The 23738-nt window shown below is 42.9% G+C and carries 13 protein-coding genes; 6 read left to right on the plus strand and 7 right to left on the minus strand.

Annotated elements, in window-relative coordinates; all coding sequences use genetic code 11:
- The first annotated feature begins 108 nt into the window (after positions 1-108).
- The 6 genes from LKO28_RS03175 to LKO28_RS03200 all read left to right on the plus strand — a co-directional run bounded on the left by LKO28_RS03175 (position 109) and on the right by LKO28_RS03200 (position 10045).
- Positions 109-2688, plus strand: a complete 2580-nt coding sequence (locus LKO28_RS03175) for an alpha-L-arabinofuranosidase C-terminal domain-containing protein (RefSeq protein WP_227693252.1) — start codon at positions 109-111, stop codon at positions 2686-2688.
- Between the two features lie 224 nt (positions 2689-2912).
- On the plus strand, positions 2913-6035 hold the full coding sequence (locus LKO28_RS03180) for a SusC/RagA family TonB-linked outer membrane protein (protein ID WP_227693253.1): 3123 nt from the start codon (positions 2913-2915) through the stop codon (positions 6033-6035).
- Between the two features lie 12 nt (positions 6036-6047).
- Positions 6048-7907 carry a RagB/SusD family nutrient uptake outer membrane protein gene (locus tag LKO28_RS03185; RefSeq protein WP_227693254.1) on the plus strand — a complete coding sequence of 620 codons (1860 nt, stop codon included), beginning with the start codon at positions 6048-6050 and terminating at the stop codon, positions 7905-7907.
- A 51-nt stretch (positions 7908-7958) separates the two neighbouring features.
- Complete coding sequence (locus LKO28_RS03190) at positions 7959-8597, plus strand: DUF3823 domain-containing protein (protein WP_227693255.1); 639 nt, start codon at positions 7959-7961, stop codon at positions 8595-8597.
- On the plus strand, positions 8597-9742 hold the full coding sequence (locus LKO28_RS03195; RefSeq protein WP_227693256.1) for a glycoside hydrolase family 43 protein: 1146 nt from the start codon (positions 8597-8599) through the stop codon (positions 9740-9742). The genes LKO28_RS03190 and LKO28_RS03195 overlap by 1 nt, the downstream gene beginning before the upstream one ends.
- A gap of 69 nt (positions 9743-9811) precedes the next feature.
- Positions 9812-10045: a hypothetical protein gene (locus LKO28_RS03200; RefSeq protein WP_227693257.1), complete on the plus strand. Its 234-nt coding sequence runs from the start codon at positions 9812-9814 to the stop codon at positions 10043-10045.
- Positions 10046-10456: 411 nt separating this feature from the next.
- Here the strand turns inward: LKO28_RS03200 and LKO28_RS03205 are convergent, their stop codons facing one another.
- The 7 genes from LKO28_RS03205 to LKO28_RS03235 all read right to left on the minus strand — a co-directional run bounded on the left by LKO28_RS03205 (position 10457) and on the right by LKO28_RS03235 (position 23650).
- Positions 10457-13591 (minus strand): glycoside hydrolase family 2 TIM barrel-domain containing protein, encoded by a 3135-nt coding sequence (locus LKO28_RS03205; protein WP_227693258.1) that lies wholly within the window; start codon positions 13589-13591, stop codon positions 10457-10459.
- Between the two features lie 17 nt (positions 13592-13608).
- Complete coding sequence (locus LKO28_RS03210) at positions 13609-14829, minus strand: hypothetical protein (protein WP_227693259.1); 1221 nt, start codon at positions 14827-14829, stop codon at positions 13609-13611.
- Positions 14830-14867: 38 nt separating this feature from the next.
- The gene (locus LKO28_RS03215) at positions 14868-16004 is read right to left on the minus strand and encodes a family 16 glycosylhydrolase (RefSeq protein ID WP_227693260.1); all 1137 of its coding nucleotides are present in this window, start codon (positions 16002-16004) and stop codon (positions 14868-14870) included.
- 78 nt (positions 16005-16082) lie between these two features.
- Positions 16083-17312 carry a DUF4998 domain-containing protein gene (locus tag LKO28_RS03220; protein ID WP_227693261.1) on the minus strand — a complete coding sequence of 410 codons (1230 nt, stop codon included), beginning with the start codon at positions 17310-17312 and terminating at the stop codon, positions 16083-16085.
- 27 nt (positions 17313-17339) lie between these two features.
- On the minus strand, positions 17340-18536 hold the full coding sequence (locus LKO28_RS03225) for a DUF5000 domain-containing lipoprotein (RefSeq protein ID WP_227693262.1): 1197 nt from the start codon (positions 18534-18536) through the stop codon (positions 17340-17342).
- Between the two features lie 17 nt (positions 18537-18553).
- Positions 18554-20488, minus strand: a complete 1935-nt coding sequence (locus LKO28_RS03230; protein WP_227693263.1) for a RagB/SusD family nutrient uptake outer membrane protein — start codon at positions 20486-20488, stop codon at positions 18554-18556.
- 3 nt (positions 20489-20491) lie between these two features.
- Entirely contained in the window at positions 20492-23650 is a 3159-nt protein-coding gene (locus LKO28_RS03235; protein WP_227693264.1) for a SusC/RagA family TonB-linked outer membrane protein, read from the minus strand.
- Between the last annotated feature and the right edge of the window lie 88 nt (positions 23651-23738).

A 23738-nucleotide genomic window follows, 5' to 3' on the forward strand; every position in this document is an offset into this window, starting at 1 on the left:
AACAAAAGCACCATATTCAAGATAAATGTTATATTTACATTTGTATATAGTTGACCTCAGTTTGCGTGGCAAACTGCCTATAGACGAGATTACCACAAAAACAAATTTATGATGAAAAACGCTCTGGCTTACTTGACTGCAGTACTCCTTTTCTTTTCGGCACAAGAAGTACTCTTCGCCAACGAACCCGATTCCGCCTATATCTTTGTGTACGGAACCGCGAAGAATAACCACCATAACGGGTTACACATTGCGTGGAGCTTGGATAAACAAACTTGGCATAGAATTGGGCCCGAGCATAGCTTTGTTAAATCGGACTATGGCCCGTGGGGATCCCAAAAGAAAATGTTCGATCCCTTTTTGTTTGCGGGACCCGATGGCGTCTGGCATGCCGTATGGAGTCTAAATCAAGAAGATGGCGCTTTTGCACACGCGAGTTCCCCGGACCTCATCGCATGGAGTAGACAATCTTATCCTCTTGTCATGCCAGAAGGAAATTGTTTAGCACCCGCAATAGCCTTCGACAACACTCGGGATCTGTATACCATCAGTTGGGTAAATGATAAAGACAAAAAACAAGGCTATTTTGTAACAACTAAAGATTTCAAAAGTTATTCCCCTGCGAAAAAGGCGGCGCTATTTGAGCGCAAAAAAGAAGTGATTAAGCTAGCCGGTGAAGAACAGTCGGGGACCCTTCATAAAGTTGCGTGGGGCACCGTAGACAAAGTAATCAACGCCCAGCAGCTTGCTGCATATAAGGCTAAACTGAACAGTGAACGTACCGCAGACGACCCGCAACGTTTCGGTACGTTGAAAGACGTTAAAGCCACCATTAATATAGAGAAAGATAAGACGAGGGAAATCAGTGATTTGTTGATGGGCATATTCTTTGAAGACATCAATTATGCTGCTGATGGGGGCTTGTATGCTGAACTGATTCAAAATAGAGGCTTTGAATATGCGCCACATATCCGGAAAGAATGGAATAGTCTTACCGCGTGGAGTCCTTTAAATACCGATAGTAAATTATCTATCGATACGGTTTCACCTATTCATATAAACAATCAACACTACGTTACGCTCAAGGGGCTTACCGGTAGCGGGCTCACAAATGAGGGGTTTGGTGGCATCGCTGTACGCGCGAATGAAAAATACAACTTTTCGGTATTTGCCCGTTCTTCGGACGCTAGACCCGCCAACCTTCATATACAACTCGTGGACGCAGACGACAAAACTATTGCACAGGCTACGATCAAGCGATTGTCCAAAACTTGGAAAAAACACGACCTCACCCTGACCTCCCGTGCTACTGTTAAAAATGCCAGACTCATTGTCCAATTGGAGCAGGCAGGTAAGGTTGATCTGGATATGGTTTCTTTATTTCCTGAAAATACCTTTCATAAAAGAAAAAATGGTCTACGTAGCGATTTAGCACAAACGATCGCTGATATGAAACCTCGTTTCGTTCGCTTTCCGGGCGGCTGCGTCGCACATGGTAATGGCATAGAAAATATATACCATTGGAAAAACACCATTGGACCGCTTGAAGCCCGCAAACCGCAACGCAATCTATGGGGTTATCATCAGTCGTATGGCTTGGGGTATTTCGAATATTTTCAGTTTTGTGAAGACCTGGGTGCGGAACCTATACCCGTGGTAGCAGCAGGCGTACCTTGCCAAAACTCTGGTCATCATGGTCATCCGATTGCCGGACAACAGTGCGGAATTCCCATGGAGGAAATGGGTGACTATATTCAGGATATTCTCGATCTAATCGAATATGCCAATGGCGATGTGAACACGGTATGGGGCAAGAAAAGAGCAGACGCGGGCCATCCAGAACCTTTCCATTTAAAATACATCGGGGTAGGAAACGAAGATCTGATAACCGATGTTTTTGAGGATCGCTTCACGATGATTTACCAAGCTATAAAAGAAAAATACCCCGACATTCAGGTGATCGGAACTGCCGGTCCTTTTTATGAAGGAACGGACTATGTGGAAGGGTGGAAATTAGCAACCAAATTACAAGTACCTTACATTGACGAGCATTATTACAATCCTCCAGGATGGTATATTCATAATCAAGATTTCTATGATAAATATGATCGTTCGAAGGCAAAAGTCTACCTTGGTGAATATGCAGCCCATATCCCTAACCGCGCGAGTACAATAGAAACTGCACTGGCAGAAGCGCTTCACTTATGCAATGTTGAACGCAACGGAGACATTGTCGCGATGACATCCTACGCCCCTCTCCTAGCTAAAATAGGCAATACACAATGGAACCCCGATTTAATTTATTTCGACAATACCGAAGTGAAACCAACCGTGGGTTATTATGTGCAGCAATTGTTTGGGCAACATAGCGGAGATGAATATATATTCAGTTCGTTAGCGTTGACAAGCGATGATGACAATGTACGAAAACGCATCGGAAAATCTATTGTTCGCGATCGGGCATCGGGCGATATTATCGTTAAACTCGTTAACCTCTTACCGGTAGAGGTAGAAGTAACAACGGATATAGGTGAAATAACAGGCAACCATCAACATGCTTCGGCGACCATACTGTCAGGGAAAGCAGACGATAAGGAAGCAAAGCCGGCCCATGCGACGATGGATCTAAACAACTTCAAACTACAGCCCTACTCATTTACCGTTATTCGTTTGCAGGAGAAAAAGTAATCTAAAAAAACACGCCTGTTTGCTTAAACAGGCGTGTTTTGACGAAAATACTATCGAAATCTGACGGATTTACACACCTCTAAATGGCTAATTATACGTTATGTTTGGCTTATACTTACGGGTATAAATTTATGATTACTCTACACCAAATGAAATAAACTTTTTATACTTCGTGGTTTTTATTCCACTAGGAAATTGCTCAATAATCATCAAAACTACATATTATGGTAAATTTTAGACCTATGCTTTTACATGCCCTACTTTGGATAATCCCCCTATTCGTCCATGGGCAACAAACATTCACGGGGAATATTATAAACAACAACCAAGACCCCATAGCCGGTGCTAGCGTTGTAATTAAGGGTACGTCCAGCGGCACGATTAGTGATGCATCGGGAAAGTTTGAACTGATAGGAACCGGTGATTCATTGCTTGTTTCGTATATCGGCTATAAGTCGCAAACCGTTGCCATCGCCGGCCGAACGAGTTTCACGATCCGTCTCGAAAGTGATGATCAATTTCTAGACGATGTCGTGGTCGTAGGATATGGAACACAATCTCGTCGAAATGTTACCGGCGCCGTAAGTGATATCAAATCGGACGATATCGTGCGCTCTTCTTCTACTACAATGGCTGGAGCACTAGCTGGAAAAGTCCAGGGGATTTCTGTACGAGCAAAAGATGCTCGCCCAGGAAAAGGAGCTGCCATTGAGATTCGAAATATGGGTACTCCACTATACGTGATCGATGGAATTCCGTATGGTGGAGCTTCTGGTAACGACTGGGTGGGCTCAACTGAAGTTTCAGGCGCAGATGCATTCAACGCGCTTAATCCAGAGGATATTGAAAGTATCTCCATATTGAAAGATGCTTCTGCTGCCGTCTATGGTTTACGAGCAGCAAATGGCGTGGTATTAGTAACAACTAAAAAAGGTACTAAGGGTGAAACAACGCGCGTAAACGTAAACGGTTATTTTGGCTGGCAAAATCTTACGCGCTTTCCTACACTCGCTAATGCGGCACAATACGTGCGTGGCAAACTGGAGACTGCACAAAATGAAGGAAGAAACCCCGCAGAGGTTTATAGTCCCGAAGAATATGCAAAATGGCAAGCCGGCACAGAGCCTGGATATCAGGGATACGATTATCACGATATGGTGATCCGAAAAAATATCCCACAGCGCTATATCAACGCGAATCTCAATGGCGGTTCAGAGAAATCAAATTATTTCCTTTCTATAGGTCATACGGATCAAGAAGCTATGATCCGAGATTTCCAATACAACCGGACCAATTTGCAGGCGAATATGGAAGCTAATGTTTTAAAAGGTCTAACGATTGGTTCGCAGATTTCTGGCCGACAAGAGAAAAGTGAAGATGTGGGTTTACCTGGAGGCGACGGTTACTTCTCCTCGATATTGGCGATTTTCAAAAACCGGCCAACTGTTGGCCCTTACGCAAACGACAATCCCGAATATCCGAATCACACCCATGATTTCGCATACAATCCAGCCATATTCGATCGGGATATCGCTGGTTACAAAGATAACCTGTACCGCAAGGCAAATATCAATCTCTATGCGCAGTATAAATTTGACTTCGGCTTGTCGGCGAAAGGTACTGTATCCTATAATTACACCAACAATAAATTTGATGGGTTTCAGTATACCTATGATGTATACACTTACGAAAATGAGACCTATCGTCGTAGTCATGGCACGGACTCACGGTGGCGCTATCAAACAGAGCGCGAAGTTGTTAACCGTTATGCACAATTTCAGTTAGATTACAACAAAACTTTTGGTGATCACGCCCTCTCAGCTACTTTCGGCTATGAACGGTCTGACTACGATCGCAATTACTTGGAGATGGGCTCCAATCCCAGCAATAATTATCTTCCATTGATGCAATTTGATGAAATGAATTCGTTTAACGATCGATGGAATTATGAAGCGCGTGCTGGTTATATCGGACGTATCAACTATAATTATAAAGGTAAATACCTCATCGAAGCATTAGGACGCTACGATGCTTCCTATCTGTATGCACCCGGCAAATACTGGGGATTTTTCCCAGGCGTGTCTTTGGGGTGGCGTATATCTGATGAAGCCTTCTTTGAACCATTAAAATCCACCGTCAATGACCTAAAGATTCGATCTTCGATTGGTCAAACAGGACTTGAACAAGGGGTCAGTATCTTCGGGTTTTTATCTGGATATAATTGGAAACAAGGAGGAGCTGTTCTCGATGGAGATTATTACAACGGACTGCGTCCTCGGGGACTGCCGGTTGATAACCTTTCTTGGGTAAAAAACACCAACTATAATATCGGTCTTGATCTTGCTATGCTACAATCGAGACTAACCTTGACAGCAGATCTATTTAAAATTATCAGAACGGGCGCGCCGGCGGCTCGTTATGATGTACTACTCCCTAGTGAAGTAGGTTACGGCTTACCAAATGAAAACCTAAACAAAAACGGATACTATGGTGCCGAAGGTATAATTACCTATCAAGATCGTATTGGTGAAGTAAACTACGTGGTCAGTGGAAACTTTACTTTTTCACGTTACAGAAGCATTGAAACCTATAAACCTCGGTTCGACAATTTTTGGAACCAATATCGGAATTCCGCAGAAGATCGCTGGGGAGGTGTTTGGTGGGGATATCAAGTGGTAGGCCGTTTTCAATCGGAAGATGAGATACGCAATCACTCCATCGACAACGATGGGCAAAATAATGCTAGCCAACTGCCAGGTGATTTCATTTATAAAGATGTAAACGGGGATGGTATCATCAACGGTTTAGACGAACGTCCAATAGGTTATCCGACCGGATGGGCACCGATGATGAGTTTCGGAGGGCGTATCGGATTAGATTACAAAGGCATCGACCTAAATATCGATTTCTCCGGCGGATCTGTACAGTCCTGGAACCAAGATTATGAGCTGCGGAATGCGTTCCATGGCGGCGGAAATTCACCTGCATACCTATTAGAAGATCGTTGGCACCGTGCAGACCCGTACGATTCCAATAGCGAATGGATACCCGGCTATTACCCGGCTATCCGTGAAGGTCATTCCGGACCTAACGCTAAAAACAACGATTTTTGGCTGACCAATGTTCGATACCTCCGCGTACGTAATCTAGAAATCGGATACAGTTTGCCTAGTGTGCTTCTAAACAAGATAAATGCCAATAAAATTCGCGTATATGTGCGGGGGTCAAACCTATTCTCTTTTGACAACGTCAAGAGGTTCCAAATAGACCCAGAAATTGAAGCACCTGCCGCGGTTGTATATCCGCAACAGCGTACGTTCTTAGTTGGCTTTAATTTTACATTTTAAATCTGCATAACAATGAAGTATATATATATTACCATAGCATTAATAACCTTGCTTTTTACCGTAAGTTGTAAGCATGACGAATGGTTGCACCGTGACCCAAAAGATATCATTACAGATGAACAATTATGGAACGATCCGGTGCTACTGACTTCTCTCCTAGCAAACTATTACGATCGTTTACCGCAAATGCACGGCGTTTTCAACACGGGCGGTATGGCGGAAATCGACGACGCGATGTGGTCAGGCCACCGCGATCAAAATTGGCGGAATGACTTCCAATACGGCGACGACTATGGTCGCTATTGGGATTATGATTTGATTCGAGATATCAACCTTTCTCTGGAGAATATTGAGGAATATTCGATAAATCTAGAACCGGAACAAAAGCAGCTTTTTATTGCAGAGCTGCGTTTTATCCGAGCTTTTGTTTATTTCGAATTAGTAAAAAGAATGGGTGGTGTCCCCATTGTTACCGAACAATTAATTTACGACTTTGCTGGTGACCCCACCTACCTACAAATACCTCGCGCTAAAGAACATGAAGTTTATGATTTTGTGTATGACGAACTAGAAGCGGTTAAAGATGCCCTGTCATTAAACAAAACGAGTAGAACGCGCGCCAATACCGTGACAGCCCTTGCCCTCCAAAGTAGAGCCATGCTGTATGCCGCATCTATTGCAAAATACAATGCACAGATGAGCGCGCCTATATCAACACCCGGCGGCGAAGTGGGCATACCGGCTTCCATGGCAAACGATTATTATACCAAATCGCTTAATGCTTCGAAAGCAATTTTAAGCAATCCGGATTATAGCCTCTATGATGCCAATAGCGATAAAGGTGCAAACTTCTACGATATGCTCAATAGCAAATCGTCAACGGAAGTCATTTTCGCTAAAGATTTTAAAGTGGGAGTCAAACCGCACCGCTTTACCTACGATAATATCGTCAAAAGTTTTACGGAAGACAATGAGTCCTCCTCGACACTAACGCCGTCATTAAGCTTTGTCGAGAGCTTTGAATATCTGGATGGTAGCACAGGTGCTTTGCGAATCAAAGACGGTTCCGGAAATTATATTCGTTACGAGCATCCCTCTGATCTGTTTGCCGAGAAAGATCCGCGTTTATCAGGGACGGTTGTATATCCAGGCGCCACGTTTAAAGGAAAAGAAGTGAGCATGCAGGCGGGCGTTGCTGTGTGGGAAAATGGAGGCTATCAATTCCGTACATCCGCTGTGCTAGGAAGTCAATATGAATACAAGGATGAAAGCGGCGCCACACAACGCGTACTATGGACAGGTTTTGATGGTCCATTAGATAATGCGCAAGATGTCAGCAATACCGGTTTTTATATCCGCAAATTCGTGAGTGACGCACCAGGAGCAAGTGCCAGAGGTACATCAGCCGAAAATTGGTGGCCGTGGTTCCGTATGGGCGAAATTTATCTAAATGCGGCAGAAGCTGCCTTTGAATTGGGTGAAGCAGATGCTGTAAATTATATCAATACGTTGCGGGAACGTGCCGGATTCGCACCCAATAGTATTGCTACATTGACCACAGACATTATCCGAAACGAGCGACGCGTTGAATTAGCATTCGAAGATCACCGTTTTTTCGACTTAAAACGATGGCGGATTGCACATCTGGTCTGGAACGGATCGGAAAGCGGTGTAAATGCAGTCGTCCGTGGTTTATATAGTTACCAAATTGTTCGTCCAGGCCATCCGGACCACGGAAAATACATCTTTGAAACCATTAGGCCAACACGGTTTCGTAGAGCACGTCTTTTCCGCATGGCGAACTACTATTCCTCTATTGATCAAAACGTGTTGAACAACAATCCAAAACTGGTTAGAAATCCATTTCATTAATTCTAAGAAGTCATGAAAATAAAAAAATTCATTTTTATAACATTTATAGCGATGACCTGTACATTCACAGGCTGTGAGTATGATAATTTTACAGAACCCACCTCAACCCTGCATGGTCGCATCGTGTATGGTGGTGAGCCCGTGGGGGTTCGTACCAACGGGCCTCAACTTGAACTTTGGGACGAGGGTCAGGAGCTGAGCGCCCAATTTCCGATTCACATCGCACACGATGGTACTTTCTCTGCGGTTGTTTACGACGGTGAATACAAATTAGTACGTAAGGCCAATTCTCCTTGGCTCCCGGCCTTGACGGATACGGTGGTCGTTCAAGTAAACGGCCATACAGAAATCGACATTCCCGTGCAGCCCTATTTCACCGTAAGTAATAATAATATCCAGCAAAACGAGGGCATAGTGACGGTAACCTTCACACTAAACAAAATTGTCGAAACAGCCAACTTGGATAATGTGAATCTTTACTTCGGCAAAAATATCTTAATCGACGATATCCGCCACGACCATAAAAGTTCTTTCGCGGGGGCAGATGTCACCATCGACGGGACAAACACCGTAACAGCTCATATTCCAGAGCATCTAAGTGGTCTAGGATATATTTTCGTTCGGATTGGTGTGAAGGCTTCTGCGTCGAGTGAACTATATTATACGCAGGTTCAAAAAATTGATTTATAATGATGTATAAAACAATTTTTAAGTGTAGGTATATCCTCGCTGTTATGGTTTTCTGTGCGCTAGGCCAAGTACGCGCACAGAAAACTTCATTTCAGCCCGGAAAGTTGTGGTTCGACAACAACCAGCGGCTTATCAATGCCCATGGCGGGGGCGTGCTGTACCATGAAGGAAAGTATTATTGGTTTGGCGAACATAAAGGAGAACAATCAAATGCAGCTTGGGTTGGTGTGACCTGCTACTCATCCGCTGACCTATATAACTGGGAAGACGAAGGAGTCGCGCTAGCGGTAAGCAAAGATGAAGACAGTCCTATCGTGGAAGGAAGTACCATCGAACGACCGAAAGTTATTTATAACGAAGAAACTGAAAAGTTTGTCATGTACTTCCATCTAGAACTGAAAGGCCGAGGGTATGAAGCTGCTCACGTCGGGATTGCGACTAGCGACAATCCTGCGGGACCTTATCAATTTATCAAAAACGGCCGGGTGAATTCCGGCAAATGGCCCTCGAATATGACCGAAGGCCAACGGACGTCTACAGATAAACCGGACGATTACGAATGGTGGACAAAAGAATGGATGAATGCGATTGAAAACGGCCTATTTGTCCGCCGGGATTTTAAGGCTGGGCAAATGTCTCGCGATATGACACTATTTGTAGACGACGATCATAAAGCTTATCATATTTATTCCTCGGAAGATAATCTGACTTTACATATCGCCGAGTTGACGGAAGATTATTTGGACTATACTGGAAAATACATCCGGATTGAACCCGGAGGGCATAACGAAGCCCCCGCTATCTTCAAGAAAGACGGCCGCTACTTTATGATTACATCGGGTTGTACGGGCTGGGATCCAAATGCTGCCCGCCTATTGACCGCGGATCATATACTCGGCCAGTGGACCTTACACCCTAATCCCTGCGTCGGAAAAGATGCGGAGCTCACTTTTCATTCGCAGGGCACTTTTATATTGCCCGTAGCGGGGAAAAATGATGCTTTTATTTTCATGGCGGATCGCTGGCGCCCAGAAAACCCGATAGATGGTCGTTATGTATGGTTGCCAATCTTATTCGAGGATGGGATGCACATACTGCAATGGTCTAACCAATGGGATTTGAGCGTCTTTGACCAGTTGGATTAATATCTTTGCCGCATATGTGCAAATGCTATTTTAGGTTTTGCTGGTACGAAAACCTAAAATAGTAGCATTTTGGCGGGGTACATAGACTTGGCGGCGACGTACGTGGCCTTGACGGCACACTATCTGATCGGATGGAAGCCTAACTTTTTTGTTTTGTCGAACGAGTTGGCGATCAACAAGGAAGAAGCAATAAGACGGAAGAGCTACCACACCATCGGGAAGGGTGAATGCAACTCAAGTACATCTTACTGCTCGTATGCTTCATCCGACGTTATATATGCTTCGAACAACAACACAGGCTAGACGCCCTACTGGTATGCAGAAGCATCCAACAATATTACACTGAAGGGCAACATGCTCGTTTAGGCTTTCGAATACGTGACCGTCATAATCGAGTCAATCGCGTACTTGCTCAAAGACAAAGGCCTGATAAGGTAAAGTAACGTGTACAACCCCGAGTCGAAACCGAAGGAGGCCTTCTGGTATATTTGGTCGAGCAACAATAACATCAGGTACTCCAACAATATCTTTGGCTACCCCGCCGCTAGGTCGGGATACCTCGCCGTTAGATTGGGATACCTCGCCGACAGGCCGAAGTGGTACGGCAAAAAAGTGAAAGTGTACTTTTTGTACGCTTTCACTTTTTAATTTATAGGTGTTTACTTGCTATAACGCGGATGCTGATTTAAAAGAACGCTTTAGCTTAAAAACTGGCTATTCGTCTTGGTTAATTGCTTTAATCGTATAACCATAAGTATATTGCTTATCCATCAAACGATATTGCGCGTGCGGTAGAGCTCCCCAACTATCATCTCCCGCGACACCTCTTTGTTTCAAATCGACGTGAAGTTGAATATTCGGAGCTTTTTTTACCTGATAAGGGTGCATTTGCTTTTTAGTCATCCCTGGATCTAGCTCTTCCACCGCATAGCGTGTTGCGGAGAAAGCAATAGGCTGGATTCCCCTGACCTCTACGCCTATTCCTTGATCATTTAACAGGCGAAGCCACCGAACGTCTGTTTTGTTACCGGATTCCTGAGGACGCATATATTCCAAAAAATATTGGTTCTCTACTTCATCCCTATAGATACCTATTTCCGAAGAATAATTACGGTCAATATAGTTCTCCCAAGGACCCCGCCCGTAGTATTGTAGATTTTTAAACTGCCTGTCCAACGTCATCCGCATCCCAAAACGAGGTAATTCCGGAAGTTCACGATTACTCATGTCCATACGGGCCAACACGGTGACGGACGCATCTGCATGCACGGTATATATAATCTCGTAAGGTACATGGATGCCCGTGAGGTCATATTGAACGGTGATTTGATGCTCACCTTGCGCCAGTTCTATTACGTTTAAGGATTTAATTTCCCGATTTACGTGTGCATTTCTCCATATCCCTAATTTTTCCGGCATACCGTTCCCGAAGTCATTATCTGTCGGTGCTCGCCAGAAATAAGGCGAGGGAAAACTTTGCAGAACAGAAATATTATTGATGGTATATCTAGTTAACTCTCCTCTTTTTAGGTTGAATACACCATGAATCCGACCATGGGCAAACTTTAATTCGTCAGCTATTTTTTCCACCTTTAATTCGCCGTCGGCCGATGATGTTCGCGCTTCAAAATAGTTCCCATTAATTTTAAATTGTTCATAAGCGACGACATGCCCAGCAGGCAATAACGGTTGGTCATCTTTTAAAATTGCTACTACATTTAGGAAATACTCTTTATAGACATCCATTTCTGGAAAATCAAGTGTAATACTTCGTTGTTCACCTGCTGCTGCGTTTATGTCGAATGTTCCGGTTTTAACCACTATTCCATTTTCAATAACCTCCCATTTAAATAGGTGCTCTGATAAGTCTTTGAAATGAAAGTCATTACGCACCGTTAGTTTTCCACTAGATGGATCCTCGGTCGAAAAATAAATATTCTGATATGTTTTCTTCACCTCATACGCTCCCGGATGCGGCACTGTACGATCGGGGTTCACCAAACCGTCCGCTACAAAGTTTTCATCGTTTTGCAAATGGAATCCGCCCAAGTCACCGCCATACGCCCAAAATTTATTGCCGTAACCATCGTCTGTCGCCATACCATGATCCATCCATTCCCAAATAAAGCCTCCCTGCATGTGTGAATAAGCTTTAATGATATCCCACAAATCTTTGAAGTTTCCTGTACTATTACCCATCGCATGAGCATACTCGCACATAATATAAGGGCGTGTTTTATCCGTCGCTTTCGCGTAATGCCAAATACTGTTCATATGTGGATACATAGGGGCGACAATATCTGTATTGCGATGTTCTCCAGCTTGCTCAAACTGCACCAAACGGGAAGCGTCACGTTGCTTCAGCCAGTCATAAGCTTTGTAAAACACCGGCCCGTTACCACATTCATTACCTAAGCTCCAAATAATCACACTCGGATGATTTTTGCTTCGTTCATACATCCGCTCAATACGATCTAGGTGCGCGAGTTTCCATTCCTCCCGATAAGCTGGATGACGTTCTTTGCTGAACCAAGCCTGCCACTCCGCTCCCATTCCATGGGTTTCGATATTGGCTTCATCAACGAGATACATGCCGTATTCATCACATAGTTCGTACCATCTAGGATCCGTCGGATAATGAGCATTACGTACAGCATTGATGTTTAACTCTTTCATCAGTTGAAGATCGCGGATCATATCTTCTTGACTCACCGAACGACCTTTTACAGGATGCTGCTCATGCCTATTTACTCCTTTCACATAGATAGGCACGCCATTCACTAGTAGTTGTGCATCTTTAATTTCTATTTTTCGGAAACCGGCATGCACTGCCGTACTTTGTATCGGCTCTCCACCAGCATTGTACAAAGTGTACACCGCACGATACAAATTGGGAATCTCACCGCTCCATTGATGAACATTGGCTATTTTTTTAGTTGCTTGGACGTAAAGCATGCTATCAGGAGAATGGAAAAATTTCTCTGTCTTCCAAACGGATCTATTCTCATAAAACAATTCAACTTTAATTTTACCTTCTTCTAAGTTTCTTGCAAAATTACGGACGGCCACCTTCGTGGTAAAAATTCCGTCTTTATATTTTCCGTCCAAATCCGCATACTGTTCGATATCCCAGATCGTCATTTTGGGAAGTAATAATAAGGTGACGTCGCGATCGAGTCCACCTAATCGCCACATATCCTGATCTTCTAAATAACTACCATCATGGTATTTAAAAATCTGAACGGCGATCGTATTTTGTCCGTCCTGCAACGCACCGCTAACATCAAATTCGGCCTGCATCTTGGACACTTTATTCATCCCCACTTTTTTTCCATTGACGTAAATCACCGCGTATCCGGATATCGAGCCAAATTGTAAGATAGCCTGCTTATCTTGCCATCCGGCAGGCAATTCAATCTGCTTACGATACGTCCCCACCGGAACATCGTTGCCGACATAAGGAGGATTAGCCGGAAATGGATACACGATATTCGTATAAATGGGTATACCATGTCCATGCATTTCCCAATTGGACGGAACAGGTATGCTCTTCCAGTTCGTTTCATCCATCTCTTTTCGAAAAAATTCACGTGGGCGCTCAGCTAGTGTTTTTGCAAAATGGAACTTCCATGCACCATTTAGGGAAAGTACCTGCTTCGTGCTTTCCGAATCGCCAAAAAGAGCTTTATCTTCACTATCGTAATACCGTAGAGAGGCACGTTGCTTTTCTTTATTAAAATCTAAAACTTGTGGATTTTCCCATTCATTGGGCTGTGCAAATACAGATAATGCCTGGATAATTAGCCAGAACAAGATCACTACGTGGAGATTTATAAATCTTTTAAACATTATGAATTTACGCTTTATTAATTAATTGGAATTCCGTCTCTTCTAAACCCTTCCATGACTAATGTAGTAACGATATAGTCCGATTCACGACCAGTATCTTCATGTGCACCGTTGATTCCGTATGGCCACCAGTGTTGCGCATCCCCTCTCAGTTGAGCAGAAGGATCGTTTGTGGCTTTTTGTAAAGCTAAATTTGCGCTTTTACCCGTATAAAGTCCATTTTGGATCAAACTATTGGTCCACATACTGCTTTGTCCTGTTCCTATTGTGTGCGAAAACTCGTGTAAAAAGGTCCCCGTCTTTTGATAACTGACATTGGCGCCCCATCGCATCCACCCACTTATAGAAGCATCAGCTGTAGGTACACCTGGATTGTATTCGATCGTTACCGTTTTTACAATACTAGTATGTTCCTCTAATAAACGTACGCCATGCGCTGCCATTTCCTTTAACCTTGCCAATACATCGGCCGGAATATTTTCTGGATTATGAAAATTAACGGTTATTTTGCCTTTTGGGTAGGTTTGAAACGCCTGTTGATTTCCGAAAAACACCCCCTTAGCGGTTCTCACGTAGGAACGAATATAATAACGCTTATTCAATGCAAGATCTGTTATATCTACCGTAAAGCTTTTATTGGTAATATTGGAAGCCTGTACAAATGCATCCGTTAATGTCGGGTTCTCTGATTCTGCATAGCAAAATCCTGCTTCCGCAACATCTGCTCCGCCCGTTTCTATAATTTCTGCGACGGCTTGCATGCTGTGAAGATTATAAAAGGTAATCTGCACGTCCGAGACTTTAGCATCTTCATACCGCTCCGTTGTAAATTTCAAAACATCGCTATAGCCCGTGCCTACAGAGTTTATAGCATAAGCCCTCGCATAGTAGGTTGTTCCTCCCGCTAAACCCGTGAGGGTTACTTCAAAATTACCAGACCCAGAGACTCCTTCAGGCGTAGCACTAAGGTCCTCAATCGTTGGTGAATCGTGAGTCGCCCAACAGATTCCTCGCGTTGTAATTGCCGCTCCTCCTGTATGTTCTACAGCCGCTTTAAGTGTAGCTTGGGTCGTACTACTTGCCGTAATCTCTGGGGATGTTATTGTCGGTATAGCTGTGGGTGGAGCCTCCGGTGGAATTTCTTCTATTATATTTGGTGCCGATTTCCCACAATTTGTAAAGAAACCGATCATACTGATAAATAATAATATTTTCTTTATACGATATTTATATTTCATCCTCGTATACTAATAATTTCAAAAAATGTTAATAAATATTAGGGAATTACGTCATATGCCGCAACATAAATATTCCGCGCATACATCTCCGCATACTGTGGTCCCGAACCATGTCCGCCGCTCGCTCCCTCCATCTGCATGTTGATAATTAACCAGAAAGGCTTACCAACAAAATCAGCGACATGTGTTGCTTTCTTGTCTCCATCTATGAATAACTCGGCTGCAATATGGGTATCGGAAGTTTTGTACATAATCAATTGGTAGCTGTGCCAATCGCCAGCATTCGTTATCTCGGATTTTGTAGTTTGCCAAGATGTATTTTGCCAATTCGGTCCCGTTACGGTGTTCTGCCAATTGGTATTATTTCCCTTGAACTCCATGATGTCGATTTCTGGAGGCCAATTCCATGCGCCGGTGATCCAAAACGCTGGCCAGGAGCCCACCATAGTTGGCACTTTAAAATCGCCACTAATGACCCAATAAGGCTTTTCATTTGTCACCGTAATATGGTTTTTGTAATGGATTGCTCCCGAGTGATAAAATATCCGCAACCAGGGATCTGCACTACTATTACCTTCCCATATCTCCGTTCTATCGGCTTGTATTTTTAGTTCTCCGTCATTCACTAACGAAACTTGTTCTTTATACATTCTGGCTGAGCCATTATGGTCTGTGCCCCAAGGATAGAAGATATTCCAATGCTTCTCGAACTTGTCTAAACTCGAAAACGTGGTCGAATCCAAAAACACAGTCGGTTCAGGGAACGCGGCAGTTGAAAAACTAACTTGATCTCCATATGATACACCGTTAGATTTGACCACGAACGGACGAACATAATAGGTCTTTCCTGGCAATAAATCTGTAAGGTTGACACTAAAACTTCCGCCACCGGAAATCTCTTGTGCAGACACTTTTATATCCTCCACCGTCGGATTTTCACGCAAAGCATACACAGCACCTCGGGACAAAATGCCAACGTTCCCTTCTGCAATTTCAAAATTTAGGGTGGCTTTATAATAGCCTACGTCTTTCGTCGAATGATGCTTAAATACAATAGCAACTGGCACTTTTTCAGAAGGTTTATCCTCGGGTTCAGCGGTGCCATGGGCGTTGGTCTTACTACAACTGATATATAGGATACACAGGAATAAACACGTTACATGAATAGTTTTCATATCGATTATTGTTTTAGAATATAAAAGGTGCTCTTCCGCACACGCTTATTGAACGGGCGGAAAAGCACCGGACTTAGCTTATTCTTCTACTTTAAATACGGTCAGTCCTCTTACGTTGAAGAACTGGTTGCTCGAACTCATTAGGTTGGTGACAAAACCGATCGTGACCTGCTGAGCCGTAGGATTATCAAAACGGAAACTAATAGTTTGGTAACCGTCTCCTATCCAGCTGAGGTTATAATATCCTAATGTTGTCGCTGATTCGACAGCAGCAACATCCGGAATATCGCCATTATCAGTAGCTACAAAATAAATCAGGTTGTTTGTGGCATCCACATTCCCTGTAACATTATTACGGGTAAACTCGATGACAACTTCATAGCTCCCTGCAGGAAGGGTAGATGTTTGGTGAATTTTTCCGTTATTGATATTTGGTGTTCCCCAGCCAGCTTCAGCGGACAATACCCCTACTCCTGTATTGTTATCCCAACTTCCTCTTCCTCCGATCGCATTTGCCGCAGCATTACTTTCCCAATGTTCTAACACTCCCCATCGACCGGATATATTTGTCGCGGTAAATGGATAACCAAGGTTTTTATAAAAAAACAATTGAGGTTTCAATGGGCTGTACTGTGTATAAAACGTATCTATACATAATGTATCGGGAAGATACAAGCTTCTAAAAGATATTTCTTTTGCGCCATCTATCTGGTCAATGGAGATCACTTTCTCATTTATTGGCAGTCTATGGGTTCTCTTCCCTCCTTCAATATCCGTATAAGAAATTTCAGTCGCGAATATACCGGTCGTCAAATCTATATTTCCAAAAGACGCAGTGAGCTGATTATCTAAAACAAAAAGCCGTGCATTCTCTACCGGTCGATTAATTAAGGAACTTCTATAGTTTTCGCCATAGGATCTTCCAAAAGCTGGTACCTTCACGGATTTATTTCCCTGATTGTCATAGGTCACAATGTCGAAGTTATAGATTCGATCTTCTAAATTAGTTATTTCCGCCCGTATGGTATCCACATCCGCGGACCGCTGTATCGGCAACACCAAAGAATCTCGTCGATTATCCCAATATATTCTCGCTTCTACGATCTTGGGGTCGGCGGTGAGCAAACCTTGAACGACTACTCTATTATTTCCTGAAAAAACCTTAACGGAATCTATCTTTCCCGTATAGGTGATAACCGGTTTGTCTGCGATGTACTGTTTGTAATCATCCATTTTTTTACAGGACTCGACTCCCACTACAAATAAGAGAAATCCAACATACATCAGTAATTTATGGTTCTTTAACATCGTTGTCAATCTTAAAAAATTAATAATCTATCTCGCATCCCCATAAGCTTGAATCTCTCCGATAGCCATATATGTGGATCCATCCCAGTTTTTCGTACTTACAATCCGCAAATACCGTACTTTGGGGGCTTCGAGATCAAATTCCCAGCTAAATCCTTGTTCCGCGGTTTGATAATCTTCGTCATTTTGTTGTCCAAAAGGCAGTCCAGACGGCTTCGTGGCACTATACTTGCCTAAGAGATGCCAATTATTCATTGATCCGTCGGACGGTGGATTGTCTGACCCCCAGATCTCAAATTCTTTTAGGTTACCTTTATAATAATAAGTTCTTCCATTAAAATATTCTGGATAATCCCATATCACCAACCTACTCAATTTTGCCGTTACCCCTAGATCAACGGTCGTCATGTGAGGCCCCGAATAAGCAGCTTGCGTCATATAGATGCGCGGCCACCCCATGATGTCGCCGTCCCACATCCCGGCATGCGACGTGGAGGTATGGTTGGGGGCATCTCCCGGTAAGCGATAACCACGGTATCCCGAATTGGGGATCGCCTCTTCGTATAATGGAGTTATAGCCGCATATAATGTATCTGTATAATTTAACCAACGATCACGAACAACAAAAGCAAACTCTCGTTCATCCGCATCTAGCCCCCGCATTACTCCTTTTATTTGATCTGTAGAGGTATAAATACTATTGGGATCAGCAATCCATTCGCCATATTCATTTTTTTCCATAATCAAAATTGCAACGTCAGCCCTATCTTCGTTATTTGCAGTGACCTGTATCCCGCCAAATGCCGCACGGACGTCAAGCGTTCTAAAAATATTCCAAATAGGTGATTCCTCTGGATGTACCGTGACTTCTACAGGTTCAGAAGAAACTTCTGACCGATTTACGGCATACAATTTAACACTATACTCTCCTTCTTGAGAAAAACCATCTACCGTCAACTGATTGGTATAAAATGACGCCTTGATCGTTCGATTATCGCCGTTCGGCAATCGATACTCCGCTTTAACGTATGCTAAATCCTGATCAGAAGGCAGTGTATAGGTCAGTACAGCCCCTCCTCTTTTATTTTTTACGGTTATATTACTCACTGTTCCCGGAGGTACGGGGTTATCTTCCAAAGGCTTCAACATATTCTCCTCCTCGCACCCAATCCATAAAAACGATGTCGCTAACAGTAAAAAGAATCTCTTTAATAAATTTTCCATAACATTTTCCTTTAATTTTACCATCCTAGGTTCTGCACTAGATTCAAATTTTGAATCACGGTATTCTCCGATATAGGCCAGAAGTAATCTCTCGGCGATACAAAACGCTGATTGTACACTGTTCTAATAACATAATAGGATTCTGTTGTTTCTCCTTGCATATTCCAACCGGTTATTGGTTGGTTTAAATGATTAGCGGCCAGTTTCCAACGTCGTAAGTCCCAAAAACGCTGTCCTTCAAAAGCTAATTCAATGAGTCGCTCCCTGTGTATTATCTCGCGCAATCCGACTTGACTCATATATTTATTGGGGTTATTGGAATATGTAGACCATGCTTCTTTCACCCCTTTTATTCCAGCTCGATTCCGAATTTTATCCACGTATTCAAATATTAATTCGTTTTCAGGGCCATAAGCCTCATTTAATGCCTCTGCGTACATCAGATAAAGGTCAGCGAGCCTAATCTTGGGCCAAGGGTAATTTTTATATGTTCCTCCATTTACGGTAGTAGTCTGGTTCCAGTCCACCAACTTCTTGATGAAATATCCGGTCTCGTTAAAGTGAAAAGCGTGCGTACTACCGGCATAATCTGGACGCTTGCTACGAACGACTTTTGAGTCTTTATCCGTTCCTAATAGCCGAGTATCATATTTATACCAGCGTGCTCCATCAAATGCAAGTGAGGAATAAAAGCGTGGTTCTCGGTCGAAATGTAAACGTGCTGTCGTGAATCCCGGCTCGATATAGTATTGATCGGCTTCTGTAGCCATACGCGTCTCCATATCATCTACAAAACTGAGTGTTTTATCTTCATTGATCGGAACGCCGTTTTTTGTATAAAACATCTTAGCTATTTTCAGCGGTGGCGAAAGTATCTTTCTATTGAAATTATGATTTTCTTCAGCACTTAAGGGTGGCATAGCATTTTCTTGTAATTGTACGGTTCCACTGTTGGGATCAGCCCAAATATGTTCTTCATTAAATTTTTCACATATGGCCTGTCTTAATTCCAGTTCTAGCTTTGTCGTATCAGAGACATTCAGATTAGCACCTTCTCTGAAGAAAAACAATGCGTGATGATTCGCCTCAGCAATTTCAATAGCCTCTCTAGCGGCTTCAGCTGCTGCAATCCATTTTTGAACATCGTACTCCGGATTAAACAATAGTTTGCCATCTGGATTTTTCAAATCAGCGAAATCTGTATTTCCGTTAAAAAGTGGACTTGCTGCTAATAATAGTACTTGTGCTTTTACTGCTTTAGCGATTGGCTGCGTAATTCTCCCTAACTCATTTTGGATATCTCCGATTTCAGGAGGTAAGTCGGTTACACATTCGTCTAATAGGTTAACAATATAAGCGAAGCCTTCTTCTACCGTATTTCGAGGAACATCCATCACTTCCTTAGGAGCGTCGACATCAATATCATCGTCCATAATCGGAACAGGTCCATAAAGCCGCATGAGATAAAAATGGAAATATGCTTTTAAGAATTTCCCTTCTGCAACCCAGCGCGCGCGCTCATTTGGATTTATATCCGGCACCAAATCGGGATTAGACATGTTTTCAACAAATATATTACAATGCCTTATACCTTCATATAGTCCTCGTGTTGCATCATAATTCCCATACCAGTAGTTTACGTATGGATCGACTATACGCTGATTACCTCGCGCTATTTCGAAAGCAGCTGGTGATATGCTCGTCTGATAAGGGATCCAGATTTCATCCCCAGCAAGAAACGCAGGATTATTGTATAATGATCCTTCTTTCGGAATATAATTATATAACGTGAATAAATATTTTTCTGCTTCTACTCGTAACCTGAACGCGTATTCTATGGTAGCCACATTGTCTGGAACGATATCCAAAAATTTGCTACAAGAAGTTTGGCCAACGAATAACGTAGTACCTATTCCCGCCATTACGATATATTTTTTAATTCTGACATTCATAATTTATATATTAATTTGAAGACCTAAGTTATATGTCCGTTGCACGGGATACCCTAAACCATTGCCTCCCATTTCAACATCCCACATCTTGAAATTACTCCAGGTAAATACATTGGTCATATTCGCATATAGCCGTATAGAGCCTATATTAAAACGTTCCGTAAGGGATCGAGGTGCATTATATCCTAACTCTATGTTCTTTAAACGCAGGAACTCGCCACTACGCATCCACCAGGTAGACTGTCTGTTATTATTGGCGATAAAATAATCACTTAGTCGTGGAAAAAAAGCATACATATTTCGGTTTTCTTCATTCCAATGGCTTTCAGCAATCGCTGATAACAAACCGTTTTGCGCTCCACCATTCCGAACAAACGGTGTGATGTTTTCTGGGTTTATAAAGAATGATGATTTACCGGAACCTTGAAAGAAAAAGGAGAAATCCCAACCTTTGTATCCTGTTGTTCCTCCAAAGCCATAAATTAACTCTGGTGATGTCGGATAACCAATAGGTACAGCGTCGTTATCCGTAATAATATCGTCCCCATTCATATCCCGGTATTTGATATCCCCCGCCAGATAATCTCCGAATTGCTGCACAGGCGAATTTTCTACGTCATACTCATCAATAAACAAACGCTCTGCAATAAGTCCAAAGGGTTGCGCCACAGAATGTCCAAGTCTATAGCGATAACTCATATGTTCAGGATAGAGCAATTCGTCAATTTTAGTAATTTTAGACTGTGCGAATGTCACATTTCCTCTATATTGAAAAAACCATCCGGAAAACGTACTTTTTTGATACTCCACAGAAAGGTCTACCCCTTGTCTTTCTGTCCGTCCGGTATTTGAACTAGGCACGGCCTGTAAGCCAATAGTAGAGCCGATATGTGATCGAGTCTCTAAGATATTAGACTTGTAATCCCTATAAGCGTCTACGACAACATTCACTTTGCTGTTGAATAACGAAACATCCATACCTAAGTTTATCTGTCTCGAAATTTCCCAACCGATATTATGATTTGCATATCGTGTTACGTTAACCCCCGGTCTATGATAACGGTAATCATATCCAAACGTTGATCCATAATCTCCGTTGCCGATATTCACCTCAGAGAGGTAAAAGAACCTATCGGCGTCGGCACCAATCGCATCATTTCCGATAATTCCATAAGTGGCCCGAAATTTCATATCGTTAATGGTCGATTTTAGTGGTTCAAAAAACCGTTCATTAGAAATGCGATAGGCTAGACCAAAGGAAGGGAAAAAACCAAAGCGCTTGGATTCATGGAATTTCTCTGATCCGTTATACCCAAAATTAAATTCGGCAAGATAACGGTTGTCGTAGCCGTATGTAAAGCGTCCAGAAATACCATGATTTCTTTTTGGTAGTCCCAATTGCAGGGTTTCGATCCCGTCTCTAGATATTTTATTGTCCTGGAAGATCGTTACAAGCATAGCTGAAAGATCATGCTTTCCAAAAAGCCGCGCATAGTTTGCTACAGCCTCCATATAAATCGTTGAGTTAATATCCGACCCGCTCATGGAATAGTTCAGGAATTCACGTCCTGTTGGCTGCACCGCACCTTCTGTCCCGTCATTCAGCACGGATAGGTCGACGGTATTTGTTGCTGGATCCAATCTCGACGAATAATAAAAGGGGTTATAAGCACGGGATGTCTGTCCATATGCATACCGCCTGACGTACCCCATCGCCCGTACACTTAAACCCTTGGTTATCATATCTAAATTTTGCTTAATCTCCACCTGAGGCATCAAATTCGAGCGATTGTATTGTTGATATCCCCGTACTAGCTCCGCATAGGGGTTTGTTAAAAGCTCCCCATTTATTGAATTCCCTTCACGTACAACAAAACCACCAAAGAGGGGGTGCTGGATATGTGGCATATATTCCGCTGGGTACACGGCCGGAAACTGGACGGGATTAGACCACAATGCCCTTCTAAAATGATCGGCACCAGAACCCATAGGGCCATTATAATCATCAAACTGTCCATATAAGCGTACGATGGCCTGTGTAGTCTTCGTTAGATCTATATCTACATTCGAGCGCAGTGAATAACTGATTAATTTAATATTGTTATTAAAGTTATTTGAACCATGACGTTTTAAAATTCCGTTGTCAATATTCATCGTTCCAGACACGTAGAATCTAGCTCGATCACCGCCTCCGCTTGCACTCATATTATATCCATGATTGAATGTATAATCGTTAATCAACATATCTACCCAATCATTACTAGGATAGAGATAAGGATCGGTTCCTCTAAGTGTATGTTCAATTTTTGATTGTGTATAGGGTGTCGGCTTTTGTACAGGCCTGGTTAATACGGCCTCATTCGCCAAATTCATGTAGGTGATATTATCGGTCAATTGGATATTGCGTGTGTTTGTCGACAGCTTACTTTCAGCTCTAACCATAAATTTAGTAGTTCCTTGACTTCCCATTTTGGTCGTAATTAACACCACCCCATTAGCGCCTCGAGCACCGTATACAGCTGCCGCAGTAGCGTCTTTTAAAACAGAGAATGCTGCAATATCATCGGGCTGTAGCCTTGCCATGTCGGTTTGCGTCGATTCAACGCCGTCAATTAAAATAAGTGGATCTACTTTTCCAGGACCAAATGATCCTAAACCTCGGATAAAAAATTCTGCATTGTCTGCTCCTGGTTCCCCTGAACGTTGGTAAGAAATCATTCCCGGTACGCGGCCGGCTAACATTGTTGTCAGGTTAGAGGTTGGTCCCTTAAGTTCTTTGGGAGCTACTGTCGTAATAGCACTCACCATCGACGCCTTTTTCTGAGTTCCGAATCCGACAACAACAACGTCTTCGATTTCTTCACCGCCTAACTGTTCCATCACAATATTGAGGTTATAAACTCTTTGGGTATTCGGGACCTCTTCTATCAGATCTTTTTCGACACGCTGGTAACCCACATAGTTATAAATTAATGTGACGCTTGAGGCTACGTCAAATGAATATTGTCCGTTTGCATCCGTGATACCTAAATTCACTCCGTTTTTCACCGACACTGTCACGCCGGCCAAAGGGCCATTCCCATCGGACACTGTCCCCTCTACCCGAACGTCATCCGTTTGGGCAGACACGAACTGTATACTGTATATAGACAGTATTAACATGAACAAGCTCCTAAAATAGTGCTTGTGGTAAATAGTTGGTTTTCGCATAGTTATTCGTTTATAATTCTTCACATTTTAGATCATTCTT

The sequence above is a fragment of the Sphingobacterium sp. FBM7-1 genome (genome assembly GCF_020687765.1).
In the GTDB taxonomy this organism is placed as follows: Bacteria; Bacteroidota; Bacteroidia; order Sphingobacteriales; family Sphingobacteriaceae; genus Sphingobacterium.

Excerpts from the sequence above, each read along its gene's own strand:
- LKO28_RS03190 (WP_227693255.1), top strand. The coding sequence starts at position 7,959 with ATGACCTGTACATTCACAGGCTGTGAGTATGATAATTTTACAGAACCC.
- LKO28_RS03225 (WP_227693262.1), bottom strand. The coding sequence starts at position 18,536 with ATGGAAAATTTATTAAAGAGATTCTTTTTACTGTTAGCGACATCGTTT.
- LKO28_RS03220 (WP_227693261.1), bottom strand. The coding sequence starts at position 17,312 with ATGTTAAAGAACCATAAATTACTGATGTATGTTGGATTTCTCTTATTT.
- LKO28_RS03235 (WP_227693264.1), bottom strand. The coding sequence starts at position 23,650 with ATGTTAATACTGTCTATATACAGTATACAGTTCGTGTCTGCCCAAACG.
- LKO28_RS03205 (WP_227693258.1), bottom strand. The coding sequence starts at position 13,591 with ATGTTTAAAAGATTTATAAATCTCCACGTAGTGATCTTGTTCTGGCTA.
- LKO28_RS03175 (WP_227693252.1), top strand. The coding sequence starts at position 109 with ATGATGAAAAACGCTCTGGCTTACTTGACTGCAGTACTCCTTTTCTTT.
- LKO28_RS03215 (WP_227693260.1), bottom strand. The coding sequence starts at position 16,004 with ATGAAAACTATTCATGTAACGTGTTTATTCCTGTGTATCCTATATATC.
- LKO28_RS03195 (WP_227693256.1), top strand. The coding sequence starts at position 8,597 with ATGATGTATAAAACAATTTTTAAGTGTAGGTATATCCTCGCTGTTATG.
- LKO28_RS03185 (WP_227693254.1), top strand. The coding sequence starts at position 6,048 with ATGAAGTATATATATATTACCATAGCATTAATAACCTTGCTTTTTACC.
- LKO28_RS03210 (WP_227693259.1), bottom strand. The coding sequence starts at position 14,829 with ATGAAATATAAATATCGTATAAAGAAAATATTATTATTTATCAGTATG.
- LKO28_RS03180 (WP_227693253.1), top strand. The coding sequence starts at position 2,913 with ATGGTAAATTTTAGACCTATGCTTTTACATGCCCTACTTTGGATAATC.
- LKO28_RS03230 (WP_227693263.1), bottom strand. The coding sequence starts at position 20,488 with ATGAATGTCAGAATTAAAAAATATATCGTAATGGCGGGAATAGGTACT.